The organism is Lachnotalea sp. AF33-28, from assembly GCF_003477885.1.
Taxonomy (GTDB): Bacteria; Bacillota; Clostridia; order Lachnospirales; family Lachnospiraceae; genus AF33-28.
The window spans coordinates 109333-131071 of record NZ_QUEE01000019.1 but is presented as its reverse complement, the minus strand read 5'-3'; the positions used below and the strand labels follow the sequence as shown (position 1 = coordinate 131071).

The 21739-nt window shown below is 51.3% G+C and carries 15 protein-coding genes; 14 read left to right on the top strand and 1 reads right to left on the bottom strand.

The window, feature by feature from the left end; translation table 11 throughout:
* Positions 1-106: 106 nt before the first annotated feature.
* Complete coding sequence (gene ltrA / locus DWZ56_RS20810; RefSeq protein ID WP_118558524.1) at positions 107-1498, bottom strand: group II intron reverse transcriptase/maturase; 1392 nt, start codon at positions 1496-1498, stop codon at positions 107-109.
* Between the two features lie 996 nt (positions 1499-2494).
* Between ltrA and DWZ56_RS20795 the strand changes: the two genes are divergently transcribed.
* From DWZ56_RS20795 to DWZ56_RS20730, 14 genes are all read left to right on the top strand, one after another.
* The gene (locus DWZ56_RS20795; protein WP_243095406.1) at positions 2495-3262 is read left to right on the top strand and encodes a ClpP family protease; all 768 of its coding nucleotides are present in this window, start codon (positions 2495-2497) and stop codon (positions 3260-3262) included.
* A 233-nt stretch (positions 3263-3495) separates the two neighbouring features.
* Positions 3496-4839, top strand: a complete 1344-nt coding sequence (locus DWZ56_RS20790; RefSeq protein WP_118558522.1) for an HD domain-containing phosphohydrolase — start codon at positions 3496-3498, stop codon at positions 4837-4839.
* 39 nt (positions 4840-4878) lie between these two features.
* Positions 4879-7806 (top strand): FtsK/SpoIIIE family DNA translocase, encoded by a 2928-nt coding sequence (locus DWZ56_RS20785; protein ID WP_243095404.1) that lies wholly within the window; start codon positions 4879-4881, stop codon positions 7804-7806.
* Positions 7807-7868: 62 nt separating this feature from the next.
* The gene (locus tag DWZ56_RS20780) at positions 7869-9539 is read left to right on the top strand and encodes a formate--tetrahydrofolate ligase (RefSeq protein WP_118558521.1); all 1671 of its coding nucleotides are present in this window, start codon (positions 7869-7871) and stop codon (positions 9537-9539) included.
* 24 nt (positions 9540-9563) lie between these two features.
* Positions 9564-11039 carry a UDP-N-acetylmuramoyl-L-alanyl-D-glutamate--2,6-diaminopimelate ligase gene (locus DWZ56_RS20775; RefSeq protein ID WP_118558520.1) on the top strand — a complete coding sequence of 492 codons (1476 nt, stop codon included), beginning with the start codon at positions 9564-9566 and terminating at the stop codon, positions 11037-11039.
* Complete coding sequence (gene folD, locus DWZ56_RS20770; protein ID WP_118558519.1) at positions 11023-11871, top strand: bifunctional methylenetetrahydrofolate dehydrogenase/methenyltetrahydrofolate cyclohydrolase FolD; 849 nt, start codon at positions 11023-11025, stop codon at positions 11869-11871. Before DWZ56_RS20775 ends, folD begins: the two co-directional genes overlap by 17 nt.
* 61 nt (positions 11872-11932) lie before the next feature.
* Positions 11933-14164 carry a replication restart helicase PriA gene (priA, locus tag DWZ56_RS20765; RefSeq protein WP_243095402.1) on the top strand — a complete coding sequence of 744 codons (2232 nt, stop codon included), beginning with the start codon at positions 11933-11935 and terminating at the stop codon, positions 14162-14164.
* Between the two features lie 44 nt (positions 14165-14208).
* A complete protein-coding gene (def, locus tag DWZ56_RS20760; RefSeq protein WP_118558518.1) occupies positions 14209-14703 on the top strand; it encodes a peptide deformylase in 495 nt (164 codons plus the stop codon).
* A gap of 180 nt (positions 14704-14883) precedes the next feature.
* Entirely contained in the window at positions 14884-15810 is a 927-nt protein-coding gene (fmt, locus tag DWZ56_RS20755) for a methionyl-tRNA formyltransferase (RefSeq protein ID WP_118558517.1), read from the top strand.
* A gap of 116 nt (positions 15811-15926) precedes the next feature.
* The gene (locus tag DWZ56_RS20750; RefSeq protein ID WP_118558516.1) at positions 15927-16637 is read left to right on the top strand and encodes a zinc metallopeptidase; all 711 of its coding nucleotides are present in this window, start codon (positions 15927-15929) and stop codon (positions 16635-16637) included.
* A complete protein-coding gene (gene rsmB, locus DWZ56_RS20745) occupies positions 16630-17979 on the top strand; it encodes a 16S rRNA (cytosine(967)-C(5))-methyltransferase RsmB (protein ID WP_118558515.1) in 1350 nt (449 codons plus the stop codon). Before DWZ56_RS20750 ends, rsmB begins: the two co-directional genes overlap by 8 nt.
* 70 nt (positions 17980-18049) lie before the next feature.
* Complete coding sequence (gene rlmN / locus DWZ56_RS20740) at positions 18050-19102, top strand: 23S rRNA (adenine(2503)-C(2))-methyltransferase RlmN (RefSeq protein ID WP_118558514.1); 1053 nt, start codon at positions 18050-18052, stop codon at positions 19100-19102.
* Positions 19103-19291: 189 nt separating this feature from the next.
* Positions 19292-20236, top strand: coding sequence for an ABC transporter permease (locus DWZ56_RS20735; protein ID WP_118558513.1), 945 nt, complete (start codon positions 19292-19294; stop codon positions 20234-20236).
* Between the two features lie 47 nt (positions 20237-20283).
* Entirely contained in the window at positions 20284-21738 is a 1455-nt protein-coding gene (locus DWZ56_RS20730; RefSeq protein ID WP_118558512.1) for a Sapep family Mn(2+)-dependent dipeptidase, read from the top strand.
* The last annotated feature ends 1 nt before the right edge of the window (position 21739 follow it).

Here is a 21739-nt window from a genome sequence, read left to right as displayed (position 1 = left end):
AAGTGCGTAAGTTTGGTTACCGGTAACTTACACACTTTATTTTACACTCCCTGATTAACCGCCGTCCTCTCACACCACCGTGCGTACCGTTCGGTACACGGCGGTTTCAATAGTTGACGTGCACAGACTGATAGGCTGTGGCTAAATCATAAAAGCCACTGTTTATCAGTCTTTGTTTTGTTAATGCTCTGTTGACCGCACCCATCCCCGACACGTACCAGTGTTTTCTGCGACTGTTTGCCGCTTGATGGGCAAAGTATTCGGGTATTCCAAGTTTTATCAGATTTTTCTTCTTGGTTTTCGGTAGCTTCCATTGCTTCCAGATACACATACGGATTCTGTGATATAGCCATGAATTGAGTTCTTCTATCCTGTTCTTCATCTCCGCAATCCCATAATAATTCAGCCATCCTCGCATATACTCCTTTATCTTCTCCAGTGCAGGGCGTATACTCTGAACGAATCTTCGGGAACTAAGTTCTTTCAGCTTTGACTTCATTTTCTTCCATGTCTTCGCATGAACCCGGACATAAATGCCCTTTCCGTTCTTTCCCAATGTAAAGCCAAGAAATTTAAAATTTCGGATTGCAAACACTCTTACCACACGACTTTTCTTCTGATTCACCTTTAGTTTCAGTTTCTCTTCCAGATATCTCGTGCTTGTTTCCAGTAGTCTCTTTGCGGCTCTGCCGCTCTTTGCCAGTATTACGATATCATCTGCATATCGAACAAATGCCACTTTTCTCTTCTCAAACTCCTGGTCGAACTCATTCAGATAGATATTCGCTAACAATGGAGATATGTTTCCTCCCTGTGGCGAACCTTCCTCTGTTTCCATAACTACACCATTTTCCATCACTCCACTTTTCAGGTATCTTTTTATCCACTGGATTACTCGTTCGTCCTTCACATTCCTGCGCAGGATATTCAAAAGCATCTCATGGTCCAAGGTATCGAAATACTTTGATAAATCCAATGACACTGCATGGGTATATCCCTGTTCTGCATACTCTTTTACCTTTGCGATAGCGTCTTTTGCACTTCTCCCCGGACGGTAGCCGTAACTGTTGTCCGAGAATATCGGCTCATAGATTGGCATGAGCTGTTGTGTAATGGCTTGTTGGAAAATACGGTCTTTGACTGTTGGAATACCAAGCTTTCGTATTCCACCGTCTGGCTTCGGGATTTCTACTCGCCTTACCGGGTCTGGGGTATACTTTCCCCTATATATTCTCTCGATTATGGCTTTCTGATTATCCCGAAGGTATGCTCCGATTTCATCGACGGTTATCCCGTCAATTCCCGGCGCTCCTTTGTTTGCCTTTACTCTCTTAAAAGCCCTGTTCAGGTTATCCTTGTACAGTATCTTCTCCAAAAGTTCCGGCTGTGCACTGTCTCTTTCCTTCCATATCTGGTTGAAGGAGCGATGCGCTCTCACATATCCTTCATGTTCCGCACTATCCTTTTGCAAGCAGCTTTCTCTGTTTTCTGCATCCATTTGCCCTTCCTCCTTTCCCGGTTGTACTAAAGACTCCTATTGATTCGGTCCTTCACCTATCGGCTAATATGACCTCTGCTGACTTCTGCATGTTCAGCACCGCCTCGTTTCCTTGCACGATGGTTACTCCTTTCAGAGCATTCCACGCAGGCCTCCCCGGGTACCACACGTTTCTTTCTCTCCATCTATCTGCCACATTTACTATACATGATTCCGTGCAGTTATTGGGCTTCAACTTGTTATGCAGTCTTACCCTCATGCATAGCCTGATGTGATTTCTGTTCGTCAGACCAGAGATTTGCCCATGGGTTAGTATGTTCCCCATATCCAGCTTCCTTCAGATTCCACCTCACGATGGACACCCTTGCTTTCGGCTATATCCTTCCCACTGCCGGGCGGATTCGGGACTTTCACCCGTTAGAAACGTGCGCCGCCGGGCGCACATAAGAGAAAGGCCGGGAAGTCTTAAATAGAGAGACTTTCCAGCCTTTTTTGCCGGTTAAGCCATCGGCTTCTCTAAAACATCTATAACGATGCCGTTTTCAACGGTGAAGAAAAACGGCATCCCGTAGCTTTCAGGAAGATCGGATCTGCACAGGACGCTTCCGTACATGCTCCTTTAGCCACTGATCGGTGAAACTGTTGCGTACGGGCAGAGCGGTTTGATATTCAGTGCAGCAGCGCAGATAGGATAAGACAGTAAATCCGGCGCAGAGCGCTGCGGTCACTGATATCAGAACCGCACCGGAAACGCTCATCTGCAATAAACTTATAATTCACCACCTCATTCCAGGTCCCGGACAAGCAGTTTCAGTTTCTCGATCTGCTACTTTTGATCAGCGTATAGGTGGTATTCAGGTTCCAGCCGTTGGCGGCTTTCAGTACATCGGAGATATATGTCAATCCTTAATTGCAGTGCACTGCATCGATAACAAGGTATAAGGAAAATTAAATATCCGCATACTATATTCAGTTTGAGGAAAGGAAGTAATGAATATGGAAGCGGATATGAAACAAGATACGGTTCAACAGGCAAAGGATGACAGTCAGGACGGCAAGCAGGAGGAAAAAGAAAACACCCAGAAAGAAAACGAAAAGCTGCAGGACGAAAAGATCAGCGAATACGGACAGGTCACGCTGGAGAATCACGGCAATAAGCACAAGATTCATCTTCTCTCGGTGATCGGGGAGATCGAAGGCCATGAGAACCTGCCCGGCAACAGTAAAACCACGAAATATGACCATGTTTTGCCACAGCTTGCCGCCATCGAAGACAGCGAAGAAGTGGAGGGGCTTCTGATCTTACTGAATACAACCGGCGGGGATGTGGATGCAGGGCTCGCCATAGCGGAGATGATCGCATCTTTAAGCAAGCCTACCGTATCCCTGGTGCTCGGCGGCAGCCATTCCATCGGGGGCCCTCTGGCGGTATCTACCGACTATTCCTTTATTGTTCCCACCGGCACCATGATCATCCATCCGGTCCGGATGAACGGAACCATACTGGGAGTGCCGCAGACCTATGAATACTTTGAAAAGATCCAGGACCGCATCACCGGCTTTCTGGCCGGCCACTGCCGGGCGAAAGAGGAGCGCATCAAGGAGCTGATGCTGAATACGGGCGTTCTCGCAAAAGATATGGGCTCCATACTGATCGGTGAAGAAGCGGTAAAAGAAGGGATTATAGATGAAGTGGGCGGCATCAGGGACGCATTTGACAAACTGTATGAACTGATAAAAGAGAAGAAGAAAAAGAATGATTGACACGCTCCCGTTCCGTGAAGCGCGCAATGGTACTGATGCTGTAAAAATCACAGCATCAGTACCGACGGGCTTTGCGGGATCCCTATGAAGAGTATAGCTGGCCCTGTCATGCGCTGCTTTATCGGCTTTTGAACCTTACCACCGGGCGGGCGTCTTTTTTCAGGTTGCCATTGATTAATTGCGACATTTGTGCAACAATATTATACAAGATGGAGGAATAGGAGAACTTTTTAATGTATAATTACACTTTGTCCGTGAGCAACAAAGATCTCGTAAATATCGCCAGGCGCGCGTTTAATCTGGTGGATCCGCGTCTGATCGACCACGGTGCCCGGGTGGCATATTTAGTATCCATTCTGCTTAAGGCGGACACTACATATACGGATCAGGAGCGGCGCAATCTGCTGATTTTAGCTGCGCTGCACGATATCGGAGCTTATAAGACGGAAGAAATCGATAAAATGGTAGAATTTGAAACGGTAAATATGTGGAATCATTCCATCTATGGATATCTGTTTTTTCACTATTTTACACCTTTTAACGGAATGGCGGCTGCAGTGCTGTTCCACCATACGCCCTGGATGTCGCTTCGCAGTCTGCCGGGCCTGTCCAAGCGGCTTAAGCAGATGGCGCAGATCATCAACCTGGCGGACCGGATTGATATTTACTATGACAACAGTAAAAGGAAACCGGACTGGGATGAGCTGCGCAGATACCTTAAAAAACAGAAGGGTCTTAGGTATTCGGATGAGGTGCTGGAACTTTTTCATAAAGCTGATTTTTCCTCGGTATTGGGTGTCGGCGATAAACGGTCCGGATCTTTAAGGACAAGTGAGGATCTGGATCAGCACTTTGATGAAATGCTTGAGGCGATGCCTTTCTGCGAGGAAGAAAAGGACGCGCTTTTAAGGATGCTGATATATGCGATCGATTTTCGAAGCCCGCATACGGTCACACATACCATCACTACCACTATGATCAGCGTGGAGCTTGCGAAACTGCTCTGCAGTAAAGATGAGGTCAATGACGTTTTGTGCGGCGCTATGCTCCATGATATGGGCAAAATAGGCATACCGGTGGAGATTCTTGAATTCCCCGGCAAATTGAGTCCGCAGGCCATGTCCGTGATGCGGACGCATGTGGACCTCACCGAACATATACTTGGAGACAGCGTTTCGGAAACGGTGCGGGAAATCGCGCTGCGCCATCATGAAAAACTGGACGGTTCCGGATATCCGAAAGGATTAACGGGTGCGGAGCTGGATAAGAAACAGCGGATTGTGGCTGTTGCGGACATCGTCAGCGCTCTAACCGGAACCAGAAGCTATAAAGACGCATATTCACAGGAAAAGACTGTAAACATCATAACGGGGATGGCACAGAAAGGGCTCATCGACCGGGATATAGTGGCGCTGATCACCGATAACTTTCAATCCATCATGGATACCGTACAGGAGATAACGGCCCCGATCCTTCAGACCTATCAGGAGATGCAGGACCAGTACGGCATTCTAAGCCAGAAACTAATGGCGGCTTTTGAAACGGGCGATTGCTTATCAATCCAAAATGGTTTATAATGTAAAGATGTGAATTTGAAAAAGGATGGAGGAATTGCTGTGGCAGCACCCAAAAAGAAGACAGCAGGAAGGACAACCGGCAAAAAACGCAGTTCTGCCAAATCCGGTTCCAAAAAGAAGAAAGAGACGATGGAAAGCTTTATTCCGAAAGAGATACTGGTACTGACCGTATTCGCTGTCTCAGTTCTTCTTTTTCTAAGTAACCTGCATTTGTGCGGGAGTGCGGGGGAGAGCATCCGATCCGTTATTTTGGGAGTCTTCGGAGCCCTCGGATATCTGTTCCCGATCTATCTGTTCATCGCTGTACTGTTCTTAATCTCTAACAAAGGAAATACGCTGGCAATGGCAAAGCTGGTTACAACAGCTTTTGTGTTTATTCTGCTCTGCGGCATCAGCCAGCTTTTAAGCACTAAGGAATACGATGAGATACTCGCAGCAGCTGAATACTATAAGGCCGGAAGCACAGGCTTTAACGGAGGTGCTGTCGGCGGTTTTCTGATTCGGACTTTAAGGCCTAATTTCGGAATCCTGGGCAGCTATGTGATTTTAATTGTGCTGACTTTGATGGGGCTGGTGTTCATCACGGAGAGGTCCATACTAAAGCCCATCCGTTCCGGCAGCACAAAGATCTATACGACCGCGAAAGAGGATGTGGTGCGCAGAAAAGCGGCTTATGATGAGCGCAGGGAGGAAAAACGGGAAGAAAAACGGCGCCGTATGGACCAGAAAATCAGCGGCGTGGCCATAGGCAATACGAAATTAAAGGACAGCGCCCAGCCTAAGAGTGATATGAAGGAAATGGGGAGCGAGGAGTCGTTTCAGGCCGATATCTTTACCGGCAGCATCAACTTTCCGCTGGATGACCCTGCAGATGAGGCAGGAGAGAAAACGAATGATATTCTGTCCGATATGAATGCCGCGCTGGGGATGGAGAATGGGGATGCCATTGTGCTTGAGAAGGACCGGCGCACCTTGAGTGAACTGCAGGCCATTGATACGCTTCACAGCATGATCGGTAAGGAAGAAGGTCGTTTTTCATTTCCTCACGCAGGAGCGGATGCGGAGCCTATTGCGGTCAGCGCGCTGGAAAGACAGAAGTATTTTCCGCATGAGCAGGAAGAGGAGCACTCTTATGCGCCTGCTTTTGCGGCGGAGGAAGAGGCGGATGTACATACACAGGAAAGCCCGACGGAACAGGAAAGGCCAATGATCCATAGAAAATCCGCGGCGGCTCTCTACGATACCAAGACGGTCACAACCGCTTCCGGCAAAGTGATTGAGGTGGAGGTAAAGCCGGAAGATCTGGTGGCGGAAGTGGGAGAGGGAAGCGGTTTTTCCGAATCCATAGAATCCGAATATCATGCCAAAGGCGAATATGAGCCGGAGCCGGTGAGGGCGAAAGTCCCGGATAAAGAACCATATGTGATGCCGTCTGCGGACGGCACGTATCCGGCGGAGCAGCCCGTGCAGCCGTATCAGCAGCCAAAGCCCAAGATCAAACGTGAATATGTATTTCCTCCTATCCGCCTGCTAAACAGCAGCGGCAAGTCCGGCAGAGCGGGCAATGACCGTGAGCTTAGGGAAACCGCCATTAAGCTGCAGCAGACGCTTCGCAATTTCGGAGTGGGCGTGACGGTGACTAATATAAGCTGCGGACCCGCGGTAACCAGGTACGAGCTGCAGCCGGAGCAGGGGGTGAAGGTCAGCAAGATTGTGTCTTTGTCCGATGATATCAAGCTGAATCTGGCGGCGGCGGATATCCGCATCGAGGCGCCGATTCCCGGCAAGGCGGCCGTTGGAATCGAAGTGCCCAATAAGGAAAATGTAACTGTGTTTTTCCGCGAACTGGTGGAGTCGGATGTGTTTAAACGGCATCCCTCCAAACTGGCCTTTGCCGTGGGACGCGATATCGGCGGCCAGATCGTGGTGACGGACCTGGCGAAGATGCCCCACCTTCTGATCGCCGGCGCGACCGGATCCGGTAAATCGGTCTGCATCAATACGCTGATCATGAGCATCATCTACAAAGCCAAACCGGAAGAAGTTAAGGTGATCATGGTGGATCCCAAGGTGGTGGAGCTTAGCGTGTACAACGGAATCCCCCATCTGATGATACCGGTGGTGACGGATCCGAAAAAGGCGGCGGGGGCGTTAAACTGGGCCGTGGCGGAGATGACGGACCGCTATAAGAAATTTGCGGATCTGAATGTCCGTGACCTCAAGGGATATAATGAAAAAATTAAACAGAATGCCAAAGAAGGGGAAGAGGTGCAGCCCCTGCCCCAGATTGTCATCATTGTGGACGAGCTGGCGGATCTGATGATGGTGGCGCCCGGAGAGGTGGAAGATGCGATCTGCCGCCTCGCTCAGATGGCCCGTGCGGCGGGCCTTCATCTGGTGCTGGCCACGCAGAGGCCGTCCGTCAATGTCATCACCGGACTGATCAAGGCCAATGTGCCGTCCAGAATCGCCTTCTCCGTGTCCTCCGGCGTGGATTCCCGCACGATCATCGATATGAACGGCGCGGAAAAGCTGCTGGGAAAAGGGGATATGCTCTTTTATCCGTCCGGCTATCAGAAGCCCGTCCGCGTTCAGGGCGCGTTCATCTCGGACGGAGAGGTCTCCAAGGTGGTGGAATTTTTATCCAAGCAGACGGACGGGGCCCAGTACGATGTGCAGGTTGAGTCGCAGATGAGCCTTAGCAGTCTTCCCGGCGGGGAGAGCATGGCGGGGAACGGTCCGGAGCGTGACGAATATTTTGTGCAGGCCGGCAAGTTCATCATCGAAAAGGAGAAGGCTTCCATCGGCATGCTGCAGAGGATGTTTAAGATCGGCTTCAACCGGGCGGCCAGGATCATGGATCAGCTCTCTGAGGCCGGCGTTGTCGGTGAAGAAGAGGGCACCAAGCCCAGGCGGGTGCTGATGAATATGGATGAATTCGATGCATATCTACAGGAAAACTCCTGACAGAATACAGGTTGAAATTCCTAAGAATGAAAAAGATAAATTAAGATGAGGAGGCTATACACATGAAAACAGATATTGAAATCGCCCAGGAGGCCCGGCTGATCCCGATCCGTGAAGTGGCGGCGGCCTATGGCATCGCTGAAGATGACCTGGAGCTGTACGGCAAGTACAAGGCGAAGATCACAGATGAGCTCTGGAATGAGATCAAGGACCGTCCGGACGGAAAACTGGTGCTGGTGACGGCCATCAATCCCACTCCGGCCGGAGAAGGCAAAACCACCACGAGCATCGGCCTGGGAGAAGCCTTTGCCAAAATGGGCAAAAAGGCGATGCTGGCCCTTAGGGAGCCGTCATTGGGCCCGTGCTTTGGCATCAAAGGCGGAGCGGCCGGCGGCGGCTATGCGCAGGTGGTACCCATGGAGGATTTAAACCTTCATTTCACCGGCGATTTCCATGCGATTACATCCGCTAACAACCTTCTGGCGGCCCTTCTGGATAACCATATCCAGCAGGGAAACGCTCTGAGAATCGATACGAGGCAGGTGGTCTGGAAACGCTGCGTGGATATGAATGACCGGGCGCTTCGCAATATTGTGGTGGGTCTGGGTTCCAAGGCGGACGGAGTGGTGAGAGAGGACCATTTTGTCATCACGGTGGCATCGGAGATCATGGCGATCCTCTGCCTGGCCGAAGATATGGAAGATTTGAAAGAACGTCTGGGACGGATTATCGTCGCGTATAATTATAACGGAGAACCTGTGACCGCCGCGCAGCTGGAGGCGGTTGGTGCCATGGCGGCCCTGTTAAAGGACGCGCTGAAACCGAACCTGATCCAAACGCTGGAGCACAGCGGCGCCCTGGTGCATGGCGGGCCTTTTGCCAACATCGCACATGGCTGCAACAGTGTGCGCGCCACCAAGACAGCCTTAAAGCTGGCGGATATCGTGATCACCGAGGCAGGCTTCGGCGCGGATTTAGGCGCAGAGAAATTCCTGGACATCAAATGCCGGATGGCGGGCCTTAAACCCGACGCGGTGGTGCTGGTGGCCACGGTGAGGGCGCTGAAATACAACGGTGGGGTGCCGAAGGATCAGCTGTCTGAAGAAAACCTGGAGGCTCTGAAAAAAGGTATCTGCAATCTGGAAAAGCATATAGAAAACCTGCAGAAATACGGCGTGCCGGTGGTGGTGACGCTCAACTCCTTCCTGACGGATACGGAGAGAGAATATCAGTTCATCCGGGATTTCTGCGAAGAAAGAGGCTGTGAGTTCGCCCTGTCCGAGGTGTGGGCTAAAGGCGGAGAGGGCGGCGTCGCCCTGGCAGAGAAGGTGCTTAAGACGCTGGAAACAAAAGAAAGCCATTACTGTCCGATCTATCCGCTGGATATGAAGCTGGAGGACAAGATCGATACCATCGCCAGAGAAATCTACGGAGCCGACAAAGTTACCTACAGCCCCGCAGCAAAAAAGACACTGCAGAATCTGGCCGGACTGGGATTTGGCGGTCTGCCGGTATGCATGGCGAAAACCCAGTACTCTCTGTCGGATGATCCGACAAAGCTGGGACGGCCAAGCGGCTTTACGGTGAATGTGCGGGATGTTTACGTGAGCGCGGGAGCCGGGTTTGTTGTGGCGATCACCGGAGCGATCATGACAATGCCAGGACTGCCTAAAAAGCCTGCCGCCAACGGCATCGATGTGGATGCAGACGGCCGGATTACCGGATTGTTTTAAACGAATAACAGAATGGAGGATACCATGACCCTTAGTACCTTACTTGAAAATATGGACTACAAATGCCTGCAGGGTACCACAGATACTAATATCCACGATATCGTATACGATTCCAGAAAGGCAGGGCCGGGGGATCTGTTTGTCTGCATCAGCGGAACCAGGACCGATGCCCACAGCTTTCTGCCTGAAGTCATACAAAAGGGCGTTAAGGCCGTTGCGGTGGAGCGGGATGTGGAGGTACCAAAGGATGTGACGGTGATCCGGGTGGCGAGGGCCAGAGAGGCCCTTTCCCTTCTATCCGCAGCCTTTTTCGGCCATCCCGCCGCCAGGATGACGACCATCGGAGTGACCGGCACCAAGGGAAAAACCACTACTTCCTTTATGATTAAGGCCATCCTGGAGGCCTGCGGGAAAAAAGTGGGGCTGATCGGCACGATTGGAGCGCTGATCGGCGGGGAATACTACGAGACGAACAATACAACGCCCGAATCCTATGAGCTGCAGAAGTATTTCCGGATGATGGCGGATGGCGGCTGCGAATATCTGGTGATGGAGGTATCCTCCCAGGGCATCATGATGGACCGTGTTGCCGGCATGCAGTTTGACTACGGAATCTTCACCAATATCACGCCGGATCATATCGGAGAGAATGAGCACAAGGATTTTGCGGACTATCTCTCCTGGAAACGGAAGCTTCTGCAGATCTGCCGTCACGGCTATGTGAACCGGGATGACAGCCACTATGAGGAAATTATAGAGGGGCATAGCTGTGACCTGCACACCTTTGGGGTGGAGCGGGCGGCACAGCTGAAAGCGGAAAGGATCCATTATCTGGCTGAGGGCAGCTTTATGGGAATTGAATTTGAAACCGCCGGCAGCGCAGATATGGATGTGAAGGTAAATATTCCGGGCCTGTTTAATGTATACAACGCTCTGGCGGCCATAAGTGTCTGCCTGAATTTCAGCCTTCCGCCGGAAACCATCTGCCACGCGCTGGAGCATCTCTCCATTAACGGGAGAATGGAGTTAGTCTACGCCTCGGATGAATTTTCCGTGATCGTGGATTACGCGCATAATGCCGTGAGCATGGAGAGCCTTCTGACCACCCTTAAGGAATACCATCCCAAACGGCTGGTCTGCCTGTTCGGATGCGGCGGCAACCGTTCCCGTCTGCGCCGCTATGATATGGGGGAGATCGGTGGCAGAATGGCGGATCTGTCCATCATCACTGCGGATAATTCCAGATATGAGCGTGTGGAGGATATTTTAAACGATATAAAGACCGGTCTGGCAAAAACAGACGGCAGCTATCTGGAGATTCCGGACCGGCGGGAAGCGATCCGCTATGCGATTTCCCATGCGCAGAAAGGCGATATGATCGTGATTATCGGCAAGGGACATGAGGATTATCAGGAGATACAGGGGGTCAGGCATCATTTTTCCGATCAGGAAGAGGTGCGCAAGGCTCTGGAGGAGTGTGCAGATGACAAAGATAATTGATGGAAAAGAGATCTCAAAGCAGATCAAGGAAGAACTGAAGGAAAAAGTGGCCGCTTATAAGGAGCGGGGAATCGAAATTACCCTTGCGGTGATTCAGGTGGGAAATGATCCCGCGTCCACGGTTTATGTAAGGAACAAGAGAAAGGCATGTGAGTACGTGGGAATCCGTTCCCTCGCCTATGAAATGCCGCAGGATACCACACAGGAAGAACTGCTTGGGCTCGTGCGGGAATTAAACGGCAGGGCGGATGTGAACGGGATCCTGGTACAGCTTCCGCTGCCCGGCCATATCGATGAGGATGTGATTTTAAAGAACATCGATCCTAAGAAGGATGTGGACGGTTTTCATGCGATGAATGTGGGCGCGCTCAGCATCGGAGAGCCCGGCTTTGTATCCTGCACGCCTGCGGGCATCATACAGCTCTTAAAGCGTTCCGGAGTAGAGATCTACGGAAAGGAATGCGTGGTGATCGGAAGGAGCAACATTGTGGGAAAACCGATGGCCATGTTGCTCCTGCGTGAAAACGGCACGGTGACCGTAGCGCATTCGCGCACCGTAAATCTGAAAGAGGTTGCGAAAAGGGCGGATATACTCGTGGTAGCCATGGGCAAACCCCGGTTTATCACCCATGAGTATGTGAAGGAAGGCGCGGTTGTGATCGATGTGGGCATGCACCGCGGTGAGAACAATAAGCTCTGCGGTGACGTGGATTTTGAGGATGTGGCGGAGCATACCTCTGCGATCACCCCGGTGCCGGGCGGAGTCGGACCGATGACCATCGCGATGCTTCTGAACAACTGCGTCGAGGCGGTTGTGCTGCAGAATATCTGATTCAAAAACCCCATGGGACACATGGGGTTTTTCAACCTGAAATAGCAAAAGGAGTGAGCAAATGCCTCAAACGCTGTTTGCCAATGTGGTGGTGGACATATCCCACGAAAGTCTGGACCGGTTTTTTCAGTACCGGGTCCCGGACAGCTTAAGGGACAGGCTTAAGCCAGGAATGCAGGTGCTTATCCCCTTCGGCAAGGGGAACCGGCAGATTGCCGGATATGTGCTTGAAATTACCGACCGTGTCTCTTTTGATCCCAGCCGCATAAAAGAAATTACACAGATCGCAGAAAACGGTGTGGCTGTGGAAAGCCAGCTGATACAGCTGGCGGACTGGATTCGGAACCGGTACGGTTCCACCATGATACAGGCATTAAAGACGGTCATTCCGATCCGTCAGAAGATCCGTTCCAAAGAAAAGAGCTATCTGAAGCTCGCCGTGCCGGAAACGGAGGCAAAAGCGCTGCTTGCCGTCTGTCAGAGTAAAAAAAACCAGCGGGCGCGGGCGAGGCTTTTGGAAGCGCTGCTTGCGGATCCTGTGCTCCCTAAGAACGTAGTGACCGAAAAGCTCAATATCAGCGCGGCCACCATAAAATATTTTACGGAACAAAACATAGTGACGGAGTTTTCAGAGATTATCTTACGAAATCCTGTAAAGGATACGGGTGTGAGTGAGGCCAGAGTGCCTTTGAACGAAGGCCAGCAAAGCATCCTGCAGTCATTTGCGGAGGATCTAAGACATGAAGTGCACAGGACGTATCTGATCCATGGGGTGACCGGCAGCGGCAAGACGGAAGTCTATATGGAGATGATTGCCGATGTTTTAAGCCGGGGCCGCCAGGCGATCGTGCTGATACCGGAGATCGCGCTCACCTACCAGACCGTCATGCGGTTCTACCGCAGATTTGGCGGAAAGGTATCCATCATGAATTCAAGGCTGTCCCAGGGGGAGCGCTACGACCAGTTTGTCCGGGCTAAAAAGGGCGAGATCAGCATCATGATCGGGCCGCGCTCGGCGCTGTTCACGCCGTTTGAACATCTGGGGCTGATTATTATAGATGAAGAACATGAAAATGCGTACAAGAGTGAGACAACGCCCAGATACCACGCCAGGGAGGTGGCCGTCCGACGCGCCGAAATGTGCGGCGCCAGCGTGGTTTTAGGATCGGCCACGCCGTCGGTGGAAAGCTATTACCATGCTATAAATGGGGACTACAGGCTGTTTACCCTCACGGAGAGGGCAAAAGCCCGCAGCAGCCTGGCCCATGTAGATGTGGTGGATCTAAGGGAGGAGCTTAAGGCCGGCAACAAATCCATTTTCAGCCGTCAGCTGTTTACGCTGATTCAGGACCGTCTCCAAAAAAGAGAGCAGACCATCCTGTTTTTAAACCGCAGAGGCTATGCCGGATTTGTTTCCTGCAGAGAATGCGGCGAGCCCTTAAAGTGTCCGCACTGTGACGTTTCTTTAAAGGCCCATAAAAACGGCCGGCTGGTCTGTCATTACTGCGGATATGAAGAGCCCCTGCCGAAGAAATGTCCGAAATGCGGTTCACCCTATATCGCAGGATTCGGCACCGGGACAGAGCGTGTGGAGACCATGGTAAAGCAGTATTTTCCGGAGGCCAGGGTCCTTCGGATGGATCTGGACACGACTTCAGGGAAGGACGGGCATGAGAAGATCCTGTCGGCCTTCGCTAACGAGGAAGCGGATATCCTGATCGGCACACAGATGATTGTCAAGGGCCATGATTTCCCAAAAGTCACGCTGGTGGGTGTGCTGGCGGCCGACCTTTCCCTGTATTCGGAAGATTATACGGCCTGCGAGCGCACCTTCCAGCTGCTCACCCAAGCGGCGGGCAGGGCGGGCAGGGATGAGACGCCGGGAGAAGTGGTGATTCAGACCTACAGCCCGGAGCATTACGCAGTCCGATGCGCGGCAGCCCAGGATTATGAGGGCTTTTACCGGGAGGAGATGGCCTACCGGGAGCTGATGCAGTATCCCCCAGCGGCCTGTATGATGAATATATGCCTCTGTTCGGGATGCGAGGACAGGGCCAAAGGGGCTGCCGATGCCGTTTTGGCTGAGATAAAACGCTGCTTTGCAGAGCAGATGCTTAGGGTGATCGGCCCGGCCTCCCCATATGTGGGCAAAATCAAGGATCAGTATTATCAGATGCTTTATCTCAAACACAGGGATATTTCCCTCCTCATTGCGGTACGCCGGCATCTGGAGCAATTTTTGGAATGTACAGATTACCAAAAAGATGTTATGATACAATATGATTTCCGATGATAACCGTCGGAGAAGACAAAAGAATGAGAAAGGATTTATGAGCGATGTCAACACGCAATATAAGAGTAATCGGTGATGAAGTGTTAAGAAAGGTCAGCAAGCCTGTTAAGGATATGACATTCCGTACCCGCCGGCTGATTGAAGATATGCTGGAAACCATGTATGAAGCGGACGGAGTGGGCTTAGCGGCCGTGCAGGTCGGGGTACTAAAGCGCATTGTGGTCATCGATGTGGGAGAAGGCCCGATCGTGATGATCAATCCCGAGATCCTTACAAGGGACGGGGAGCAGCTGGATATGGAAGGCTGCTTAAGCGTTCCGGAAAAACGGGCGTTGGTCAGACGCCCGAACTATGTAAAGGTGAAGGCGCTCGATGAGGATATGCAGCCGTTTGAGGTGGAAGGCACAGAGCTTCTCGCGAGAGCCATATGCCATGAATGCGACCACCTCGACGGCATCCTGTATGTGGATGTGAAAGAGGGAGAGCTGGAAGATGTCCCGGTCATGGAGGAAGAAGCCGAAAACGTACCTGCGGAATAATCATAGCGCAGAATCTGCGTATACTGTATATAAGCAGCAGCCGAATATGGGTTAAAACAATAAAAAAATATAAACTTTATGTGAAAACCCTCCATTTGGGAGATGTAGATGGTATAATATCGTCAGATATTATACCTGCGCTGATTTTGATTTAATATTAAATGAGAAATGGGGAATCATATGCGTGCAATATTTATGGGAACTCCCGATTTTGCCGTCCCTGCGCTGGAAGCCCTGGTAGAGGGCGGACATGAGGTGGCGGCGGTGATCACACAGCCTGACAAGCCCAAAGGCCGCAGCGGGGCGCTCCAGTTTCCTCCTGTTAAGGAGAAGGCGCTGGCCTACGGCCTGCCCGTCTATCAGCCTGTTAAGGTGAAGGATGCCGGTTTCCTTGAGCTGCTTGAAAGCCTGAAGCCAGATGTAATTATTGTTGCGGCATACGGAAGGATTCTTCCGAAGACAATTTTGGATCTGCCTGTATACGGCTGCATCAATGTCCACGCGTCGCTGCTTCCGAAATACCGCGGGGCCGCGCCGATCCAGCAGGCAATTTTAGACGGAGAAACGCAGACCGGCGTAACTACGATGTATATGGCGGAAGGAATTGATACCGGAGATATCCTTCTGCAGACGGTGATACCGATTGCAGAGGATGAGACAGGAGGCAGCCTGTTTGAGAAGCTGTCCAAGGCCGGCGGACCGCTTCTTCTTGAGACCCTGAAGGCTCTGGAAGAGGGGACCGTAAAACGCACGCCCCAGACAGGCGAGATCAGCCATACAGGCATGCTTTCCAAAGCTTCCGGCCTAATAGATTGGAACCGGCCGGCGGCAGAGCTGGAACGCATGGTGCGCGGTTTAAACCCGTGGCCCAGCGCATACACCTCCTTAAACGGCAAAACGCTGAAGATATGGGAGGCGGCGGTTATAGAAGGCGGCTGTGAGGGTCAGCCGGGAGAAATTACCGGCACTTCATTCACCGGTATTCTGATTCAGACAGGACAGGGTATTCTGGAAGTCAGACAGCTGCAGCTGGAGGGAAAGAAGCGCATGGATGCGCTGGCCTTTCTGCGCGGGCACAAGCTTCCGATTCATACGGTGCTGGGCTGATGCGGATACGGATTTTATATTGAAAGAAACCGTAAAATAAGTTATGGATAGAAGCACACTGAAGTGTGCGTAGGTCATCAGCCTTCGGCTGATGACAGTTGAAAGGAGATATGTCGATGTTTTATGGATTTTACTGGGACCCTACCTACTACCTGGTGATTATCGGCAGCGTGATCTGCCTGCTGGCATCGCTGAAGGTTCGGTCCACATATGCCAAGTATTCTCATGTGAGAAGTATGAGCGGGATGACCGGCAGAGCGGCGGCGGAAGCGCTGCTTAGAAGCCAGGGAATCTATGATGTGACGGTGGAGAGGGTTGCGGGCAATCTGACGGATCACTATGATCCCCGCAGCAAGGTGCTGCGCCTTTCTGAATCCGTATACGGTTCGGACTCCGTGGCCGCGATCGGCGTGGCGGCTCATGAGTGCGGTCATGCGATCCAGCATGCCCAGAATTATATGCCCCTCACAATCAGAGGCGCTCTCGTACCCGTGGCGAACCTTGGGTCCACGCTGTGCTGGCCGCTGATTCTGATCGGCCTTTTGTTTTTTAATTCCCAGAGCAGCAACCTGTTTATCCAGCTGGGCATCATCCTGTTTTCCGCGGTGGTGCTGTTTCAGCTGATCACGCTGCCGGTGGAGCTCAATGCCTCCGGCAGGGCGATGAAGCTTCTTGGCAGTGAGGGAATACTCTATGAAGATGAGCTCAAGCATACACGAAAGGTCCTGACAGCCGCCGCACTCACCTATGTGGCCAGCGCAGCGGCCTCGATCCTGCAGCTGCTCCGTCTGTTCCTGCTGTTTGGAGGGCGCGGAAGAGATGACTAAGCCATCCAGATCCAGAGCGGCGGCTTACCGCATCCTGTATGAGGTGCTGGAAAAGGATGCCTTTTCCCATATCGTACTGCGGGATACCCTGAACCAAAACCCGGATATGACCAGGCAGGAACGCGCATTTGCGGGCCGTCTGGTTCATGGCACGCTGAATCACCTTTTGGAACTGGACTGGATGCTGTCCCGGTTTTCCAAAATGAAGATAGATAAGCTGAAGCCGGCAGTAAGGACGGTCCTGCGCATGTCCGTCTATCAGATTCTGTATATGGACAGCGTGCCGGACCGCGCCGTCCTAAACGAGGCTGCAGCGCTGATGGACAGTAAAGGGCTCACAGGGCTCAAGGGTTATGTTAACGGTGTCCTGCGGGCGCTCCTGCGCGGCAGGGACACGGTAGAATGGCCGGATGACAGCGATTTTGGCCATTATGCGTCCATACGCTATTCTATGCCGGAATGGCTCGCGGTCAAATGGGAGAAAGAACTGGGCAGAGAACGGACCGAAGCGATGCTCGCCGCGTTTCTTAAGCCGAGCCAGACTGTGGCCAGATGTAATCTAAGCCTTGCTTCCAGAGAGGATATACTGGAAATGCTGGCGGCGGAGAAGGTGTGCGCAGTCGCTGATCCCTATATTCCGTCCGCCATCCGCCTCGTGGAGTACGACCGCATTGACCGGCTTAAGTGCTTTCAGAAGGGCTATATACAGATCCAGGATACCGGATCGATTCTGGCAGGCCTTGCAGCTGATCCCCCGAAAGGAGGATACTGTGTCGATTGCTGCGCTGCGCCGGGGGGCAAAAGCCTGTGTGCGGCGGATCTGCTAGGTGGCAGCGGTTTTGTGGACTCCAGGGATCTAACTGCAGATAAAACGGCCATGATAAAGGAAAATATCGAGAGAACCGGATTTACCAATATCGGCGTCAGGGAATGGGACGCGCGGATTGCGGATCCTGCTCTTAAGGAGAAGGCGGACGTGGTGATCGCAGACCTGCCCTGTTCCGGGCTCGGCGTGATCGGGCGCAAGCCGGAGATCAAATACAGGATCACACCCGGACAGTTAAAAGAACTCGTCTCGCTTCAGCGGGAAATTCTGTCCGCTGTCTGGACCTATGTAAAGCCTGGCGGAAGAATTGTCTACAGCACCTGCACGGTGAATCGGGCGGAGAATCAGGACAATGTACGGTGGTTTCTGGAACAGTTTCCGTTTAAACCTGTCAGACAGGACGGACTTCTTCCGGAAGCAATGAAGGAATGCATCACACCGGAAGGGGCAGTCGCCATGCTGCCCGGTCAGTCAGACAGCGACGGCTTTTTTATCGCGGTGATGGAGAGAATTTAGCACCGCATTGCAGCCGTCAGGAGATAGAACGCTTTATGCACCGCATCGCGGTGCGGAAAAGAGAACATATATGGAGAAAGAAAAGCCGGATATCCGGTCCATGACATTAGAGGAACTGACAGAAGAACTGGGAAGGCTGAAAGAGCCTTCTTTTCGTGCGGGTCAGATTTTTCAGTGGCTTCATGAAAAAATGGCCCCGGATTTTGAGAGCATGACCAACTTATCCAGGGATCTTCGAAGAAAGCTGGAAGAGAATTATCAGCTCATCACCTTAAAGCAGGCGGATGTGCGTATTTCAGCGATTGACGGAACCCGTAAATATTTATACGAACTGCCGGACGGCAACATCATTGAAAGCGTTTGGATGCAGTATAAGCACGGCAACAGCGTCTGCATCTCCAGCCAGGTCGGCTGCCGGATGGGCTGCCGTTTTTGTGCGTCCACTCTGGACGGCCTGGAACGCGGACTCACGGCATCGGAGATGCTTGAGCAGATTTACCGGATACAGACGGATACGAAGGAGCGGGTTTCCAATATCGTGGTGATGGGGACCGGAGAGCCGCTGGACAACTATGAGAACCTGATTCGCTTCCTTCATCTGATCAGCAGTGAGAAGGGGCTTCATATCAGTCTTAGGAATATAACTGTATCCACTTGTGGGCTGGTTCCTCAGATCTACCGCCTCGCAAAGGAAAATCTCCCGATCACACTGGCGCTGTCCCTGCACGCGCCCAACGATGAAAAGCGCAGGGAACTGATGCCCATTGCCAGAAAATATCCTTTAGAAGAGGTGCTTGAGGCGTGTGACGCGTACTTTACCGAGACAGGACGGCGGATCAGCTTTGAATACAGCCTGGTCAAAGGTGTCAATGACAATACGAACGAGGCGGAGGAGCTGTCCAGACTTTTAAAGGGCAAAAACTGCCATGTGAATCTGATTCCTGTAAATCCCATAAAGGAACGGGAATACAGGCGTTCCTCCCATGAGGAAATCGAAGCGTTTAAAAATACGCTAGAAAAAAACGGAATAAACGCAACTGTAAGAAGAGAAATGGGCAGCGATATACAAGGCGCCTGCGGCCAGCTGCGGCGCAGCCATCTCGCAGAGAACCGAATAAGTTAATCATCTATTTCCTTGGCGGACCGAAGTTTTCGGTCCGTTTTTTTTATTACATAGGAAAGTTCTCCGAACTCTCCTATGTAATAAAAAATCCCCCGATAACCATAAAAAATTCCCTATCTGAAAAAATCCCCCCGATCTATAATGAGCCTATCAAAGAAAAAAGGGAACTAATCAGCAGGAGGTAGAATAATGAAAAAGGAGAAAGCAGCGCTGGCCGATGTAAATAGCAAAAGGAGCCTGTGGTACAGCATGCGAAGGCACAAGGGGCTGTATCTGATGGCACTGCCGGGGATCATCTGGTTCATAATGTTTAAATATGTGCCATTGGCAGGATCGGTCATTGCGTTTATGGATTACGACATTTACAAGGGCATTTGGGGCAGCAAATTCGTGGGGTTGAAGCATTTTGCACATTTTTTTCGATTTCCAGAGTTCGGACAGATTTTTCGCAATACGGCGATTCTGGGCGCTTATGACGTACTGATTGTCTTTCCCATACCTATCTTTCTGGCTCTCCTTATGAACGAAGTGCGGAATGCGAAATATAAGAAGGCGGTACAGACAGCGGTGTATGTGCCGCATTTCCTTTCATGGGTGATCGTTGGCGGCATCTTCACCACTCTGCTTTCTCCCAACACCGGCATTGTTAATAATGTGAGACAGATGATGGGATTGGATTCAGTCTACTATATGGCAAGTGAAAAACATATACGTGGAATCATGGTGCTCGCGAGTATCTGGAAAGGGATGGGATGGAGTTCCATTGTTTATCTGGCTGCTATCTCCGGCATAGACCCGGCGCTGTATGAGGCGGCGGAAATCGATGGAGCAAACCGTTTCAAGCGGATACTGCATATTACGCTGCCGACTATACTGCCCATTATCATGACCATGCTGCTGTTGAAAATCGGGAATTTTATGGAGATAGGATTTGAGAAGACGAATTCATTTATGAACAGTATGAACCAGGACAGAATCGATGTATTTGATACCTTTGTTTACCGGTATGGCTTGCAGAATCTGCAGTATAGCTATGCCACAGCAGTCGGCCTGTTTAAATCGGTGATTGGAATCGCTCTTCTGTTCCTGGCGAATGCATTCAGCAAGAAGACTACAAAACAGTCCATCATATAAAATGTGGGAAAAGCCAGTATGCATGGCTGCTAGGAAGGTGGAAGGCGTTGGATCAGGTATTATATAAAAAAATCAGCTGCTGGATGGATGAGCATGTTGACGAGATGACACGGGATATCGTGAGACTGGTGAAAATTCCAAGCATATCCGATCCCGATTCCGATATCAAGCCGTTTGGGCCAGGCTGCCGGGCTGCATTGGAAGAAATGCTTAAAATCGGTAATGAATACGGTTTTAAGACTAAAAATTATGAGAACTATGTGGGAGCACTCTGGCTGGATGATGGATCTCCAGAAAACACTGTCGGGATGTGGAACCATCTGGATGTTGTGCCGGCGGGTGATAACTGGGAATACGGTCCGTTTGAAGGTGTGATCAAAGACGGATATATCATCGGCAGAGGAGCGCAGGACAACAAAGGGCCCGCCGTGGGTATGCTCTATCTCATGCGCTGCTTAAAGGAACTGAACATAACGACAAAATACCGCCTGTGCCTGTTTGTAGGCTGTGACGAAGAGCGGGGAATGTCGGATCTGGAATATTACTGTGCGCATTACGAAACGCCCGCCATGTCCATCATTGCCGACAGCGGATTTCCTGTCTGCTACGGAGAAAAGGGAATACTGGAAGGCAGAATGATTTCCTTAAAAACTTTAAGCGGGGAGGTGGTGGAGCTTACAGGAGGTACTGCGGGCAATATCATACCGGACAAGGCGGTGGCTGTGCTGAAGGGGGACCGTGCTGCCCGAAGGGCAAAAACACTGCCGGAAGGCTTTGAAGTGCATACAGAAGCCGGACTGACCACAATAACGGCCCATGGGATATCGGCCCACAGCGCTTTTCCGAAAGGCGGTCAAAATGCGATACAGCGTCTGATCAAAGGCTTGCTGTCTGAAAAGGTACTAAGCGAAGAGGACAGCCATATCCTTCAGCCGTTTGCAGAGGCCAATCAGGATTATTACGGCGAGGCTGCGGGCATATCCTATGAGGATGAAGTGTCCGGAAAACTGACCTGTGCAGGAACAGTGCTCCGCGTGAAGGAAGGACATGTGCAGCTTATCTTTAACATACGCTATCCTGTAACGGACAGTGAAGAGCAGATTCAAAGAGGGCTGGAACTGTTCTGCGGCCGTCATGGATGCCGATGGGAACGTACCGGAGGAAGCGGTCCGAGCTATTTTCCGAAGGAACATCCGGCCGTAGACCTTTTGACAGGAGTTTACAATGAAATTATGGGATTGGAGACGAAGCCCTTTGTGATGGGCGGAGGAACCTATGCGAAGAAACTGCCCAGTGCGTTTGCATATGGCGTTGGCGGTATGCCAAAGACTGAAGAAGAGAAAAACTGCCATCTTTTTCAGCCGCAGCATGGCGGTGCCCATCAGCCGGACGAGGGGCTGAACATAGCTTCCCTGGCAAAGGCTTTAAAAATATATGCCATGAGTATGATAGCGCTTGATGGTATAGATCTGGACCGCATGCAGGCGCAAATAAAATTATAAA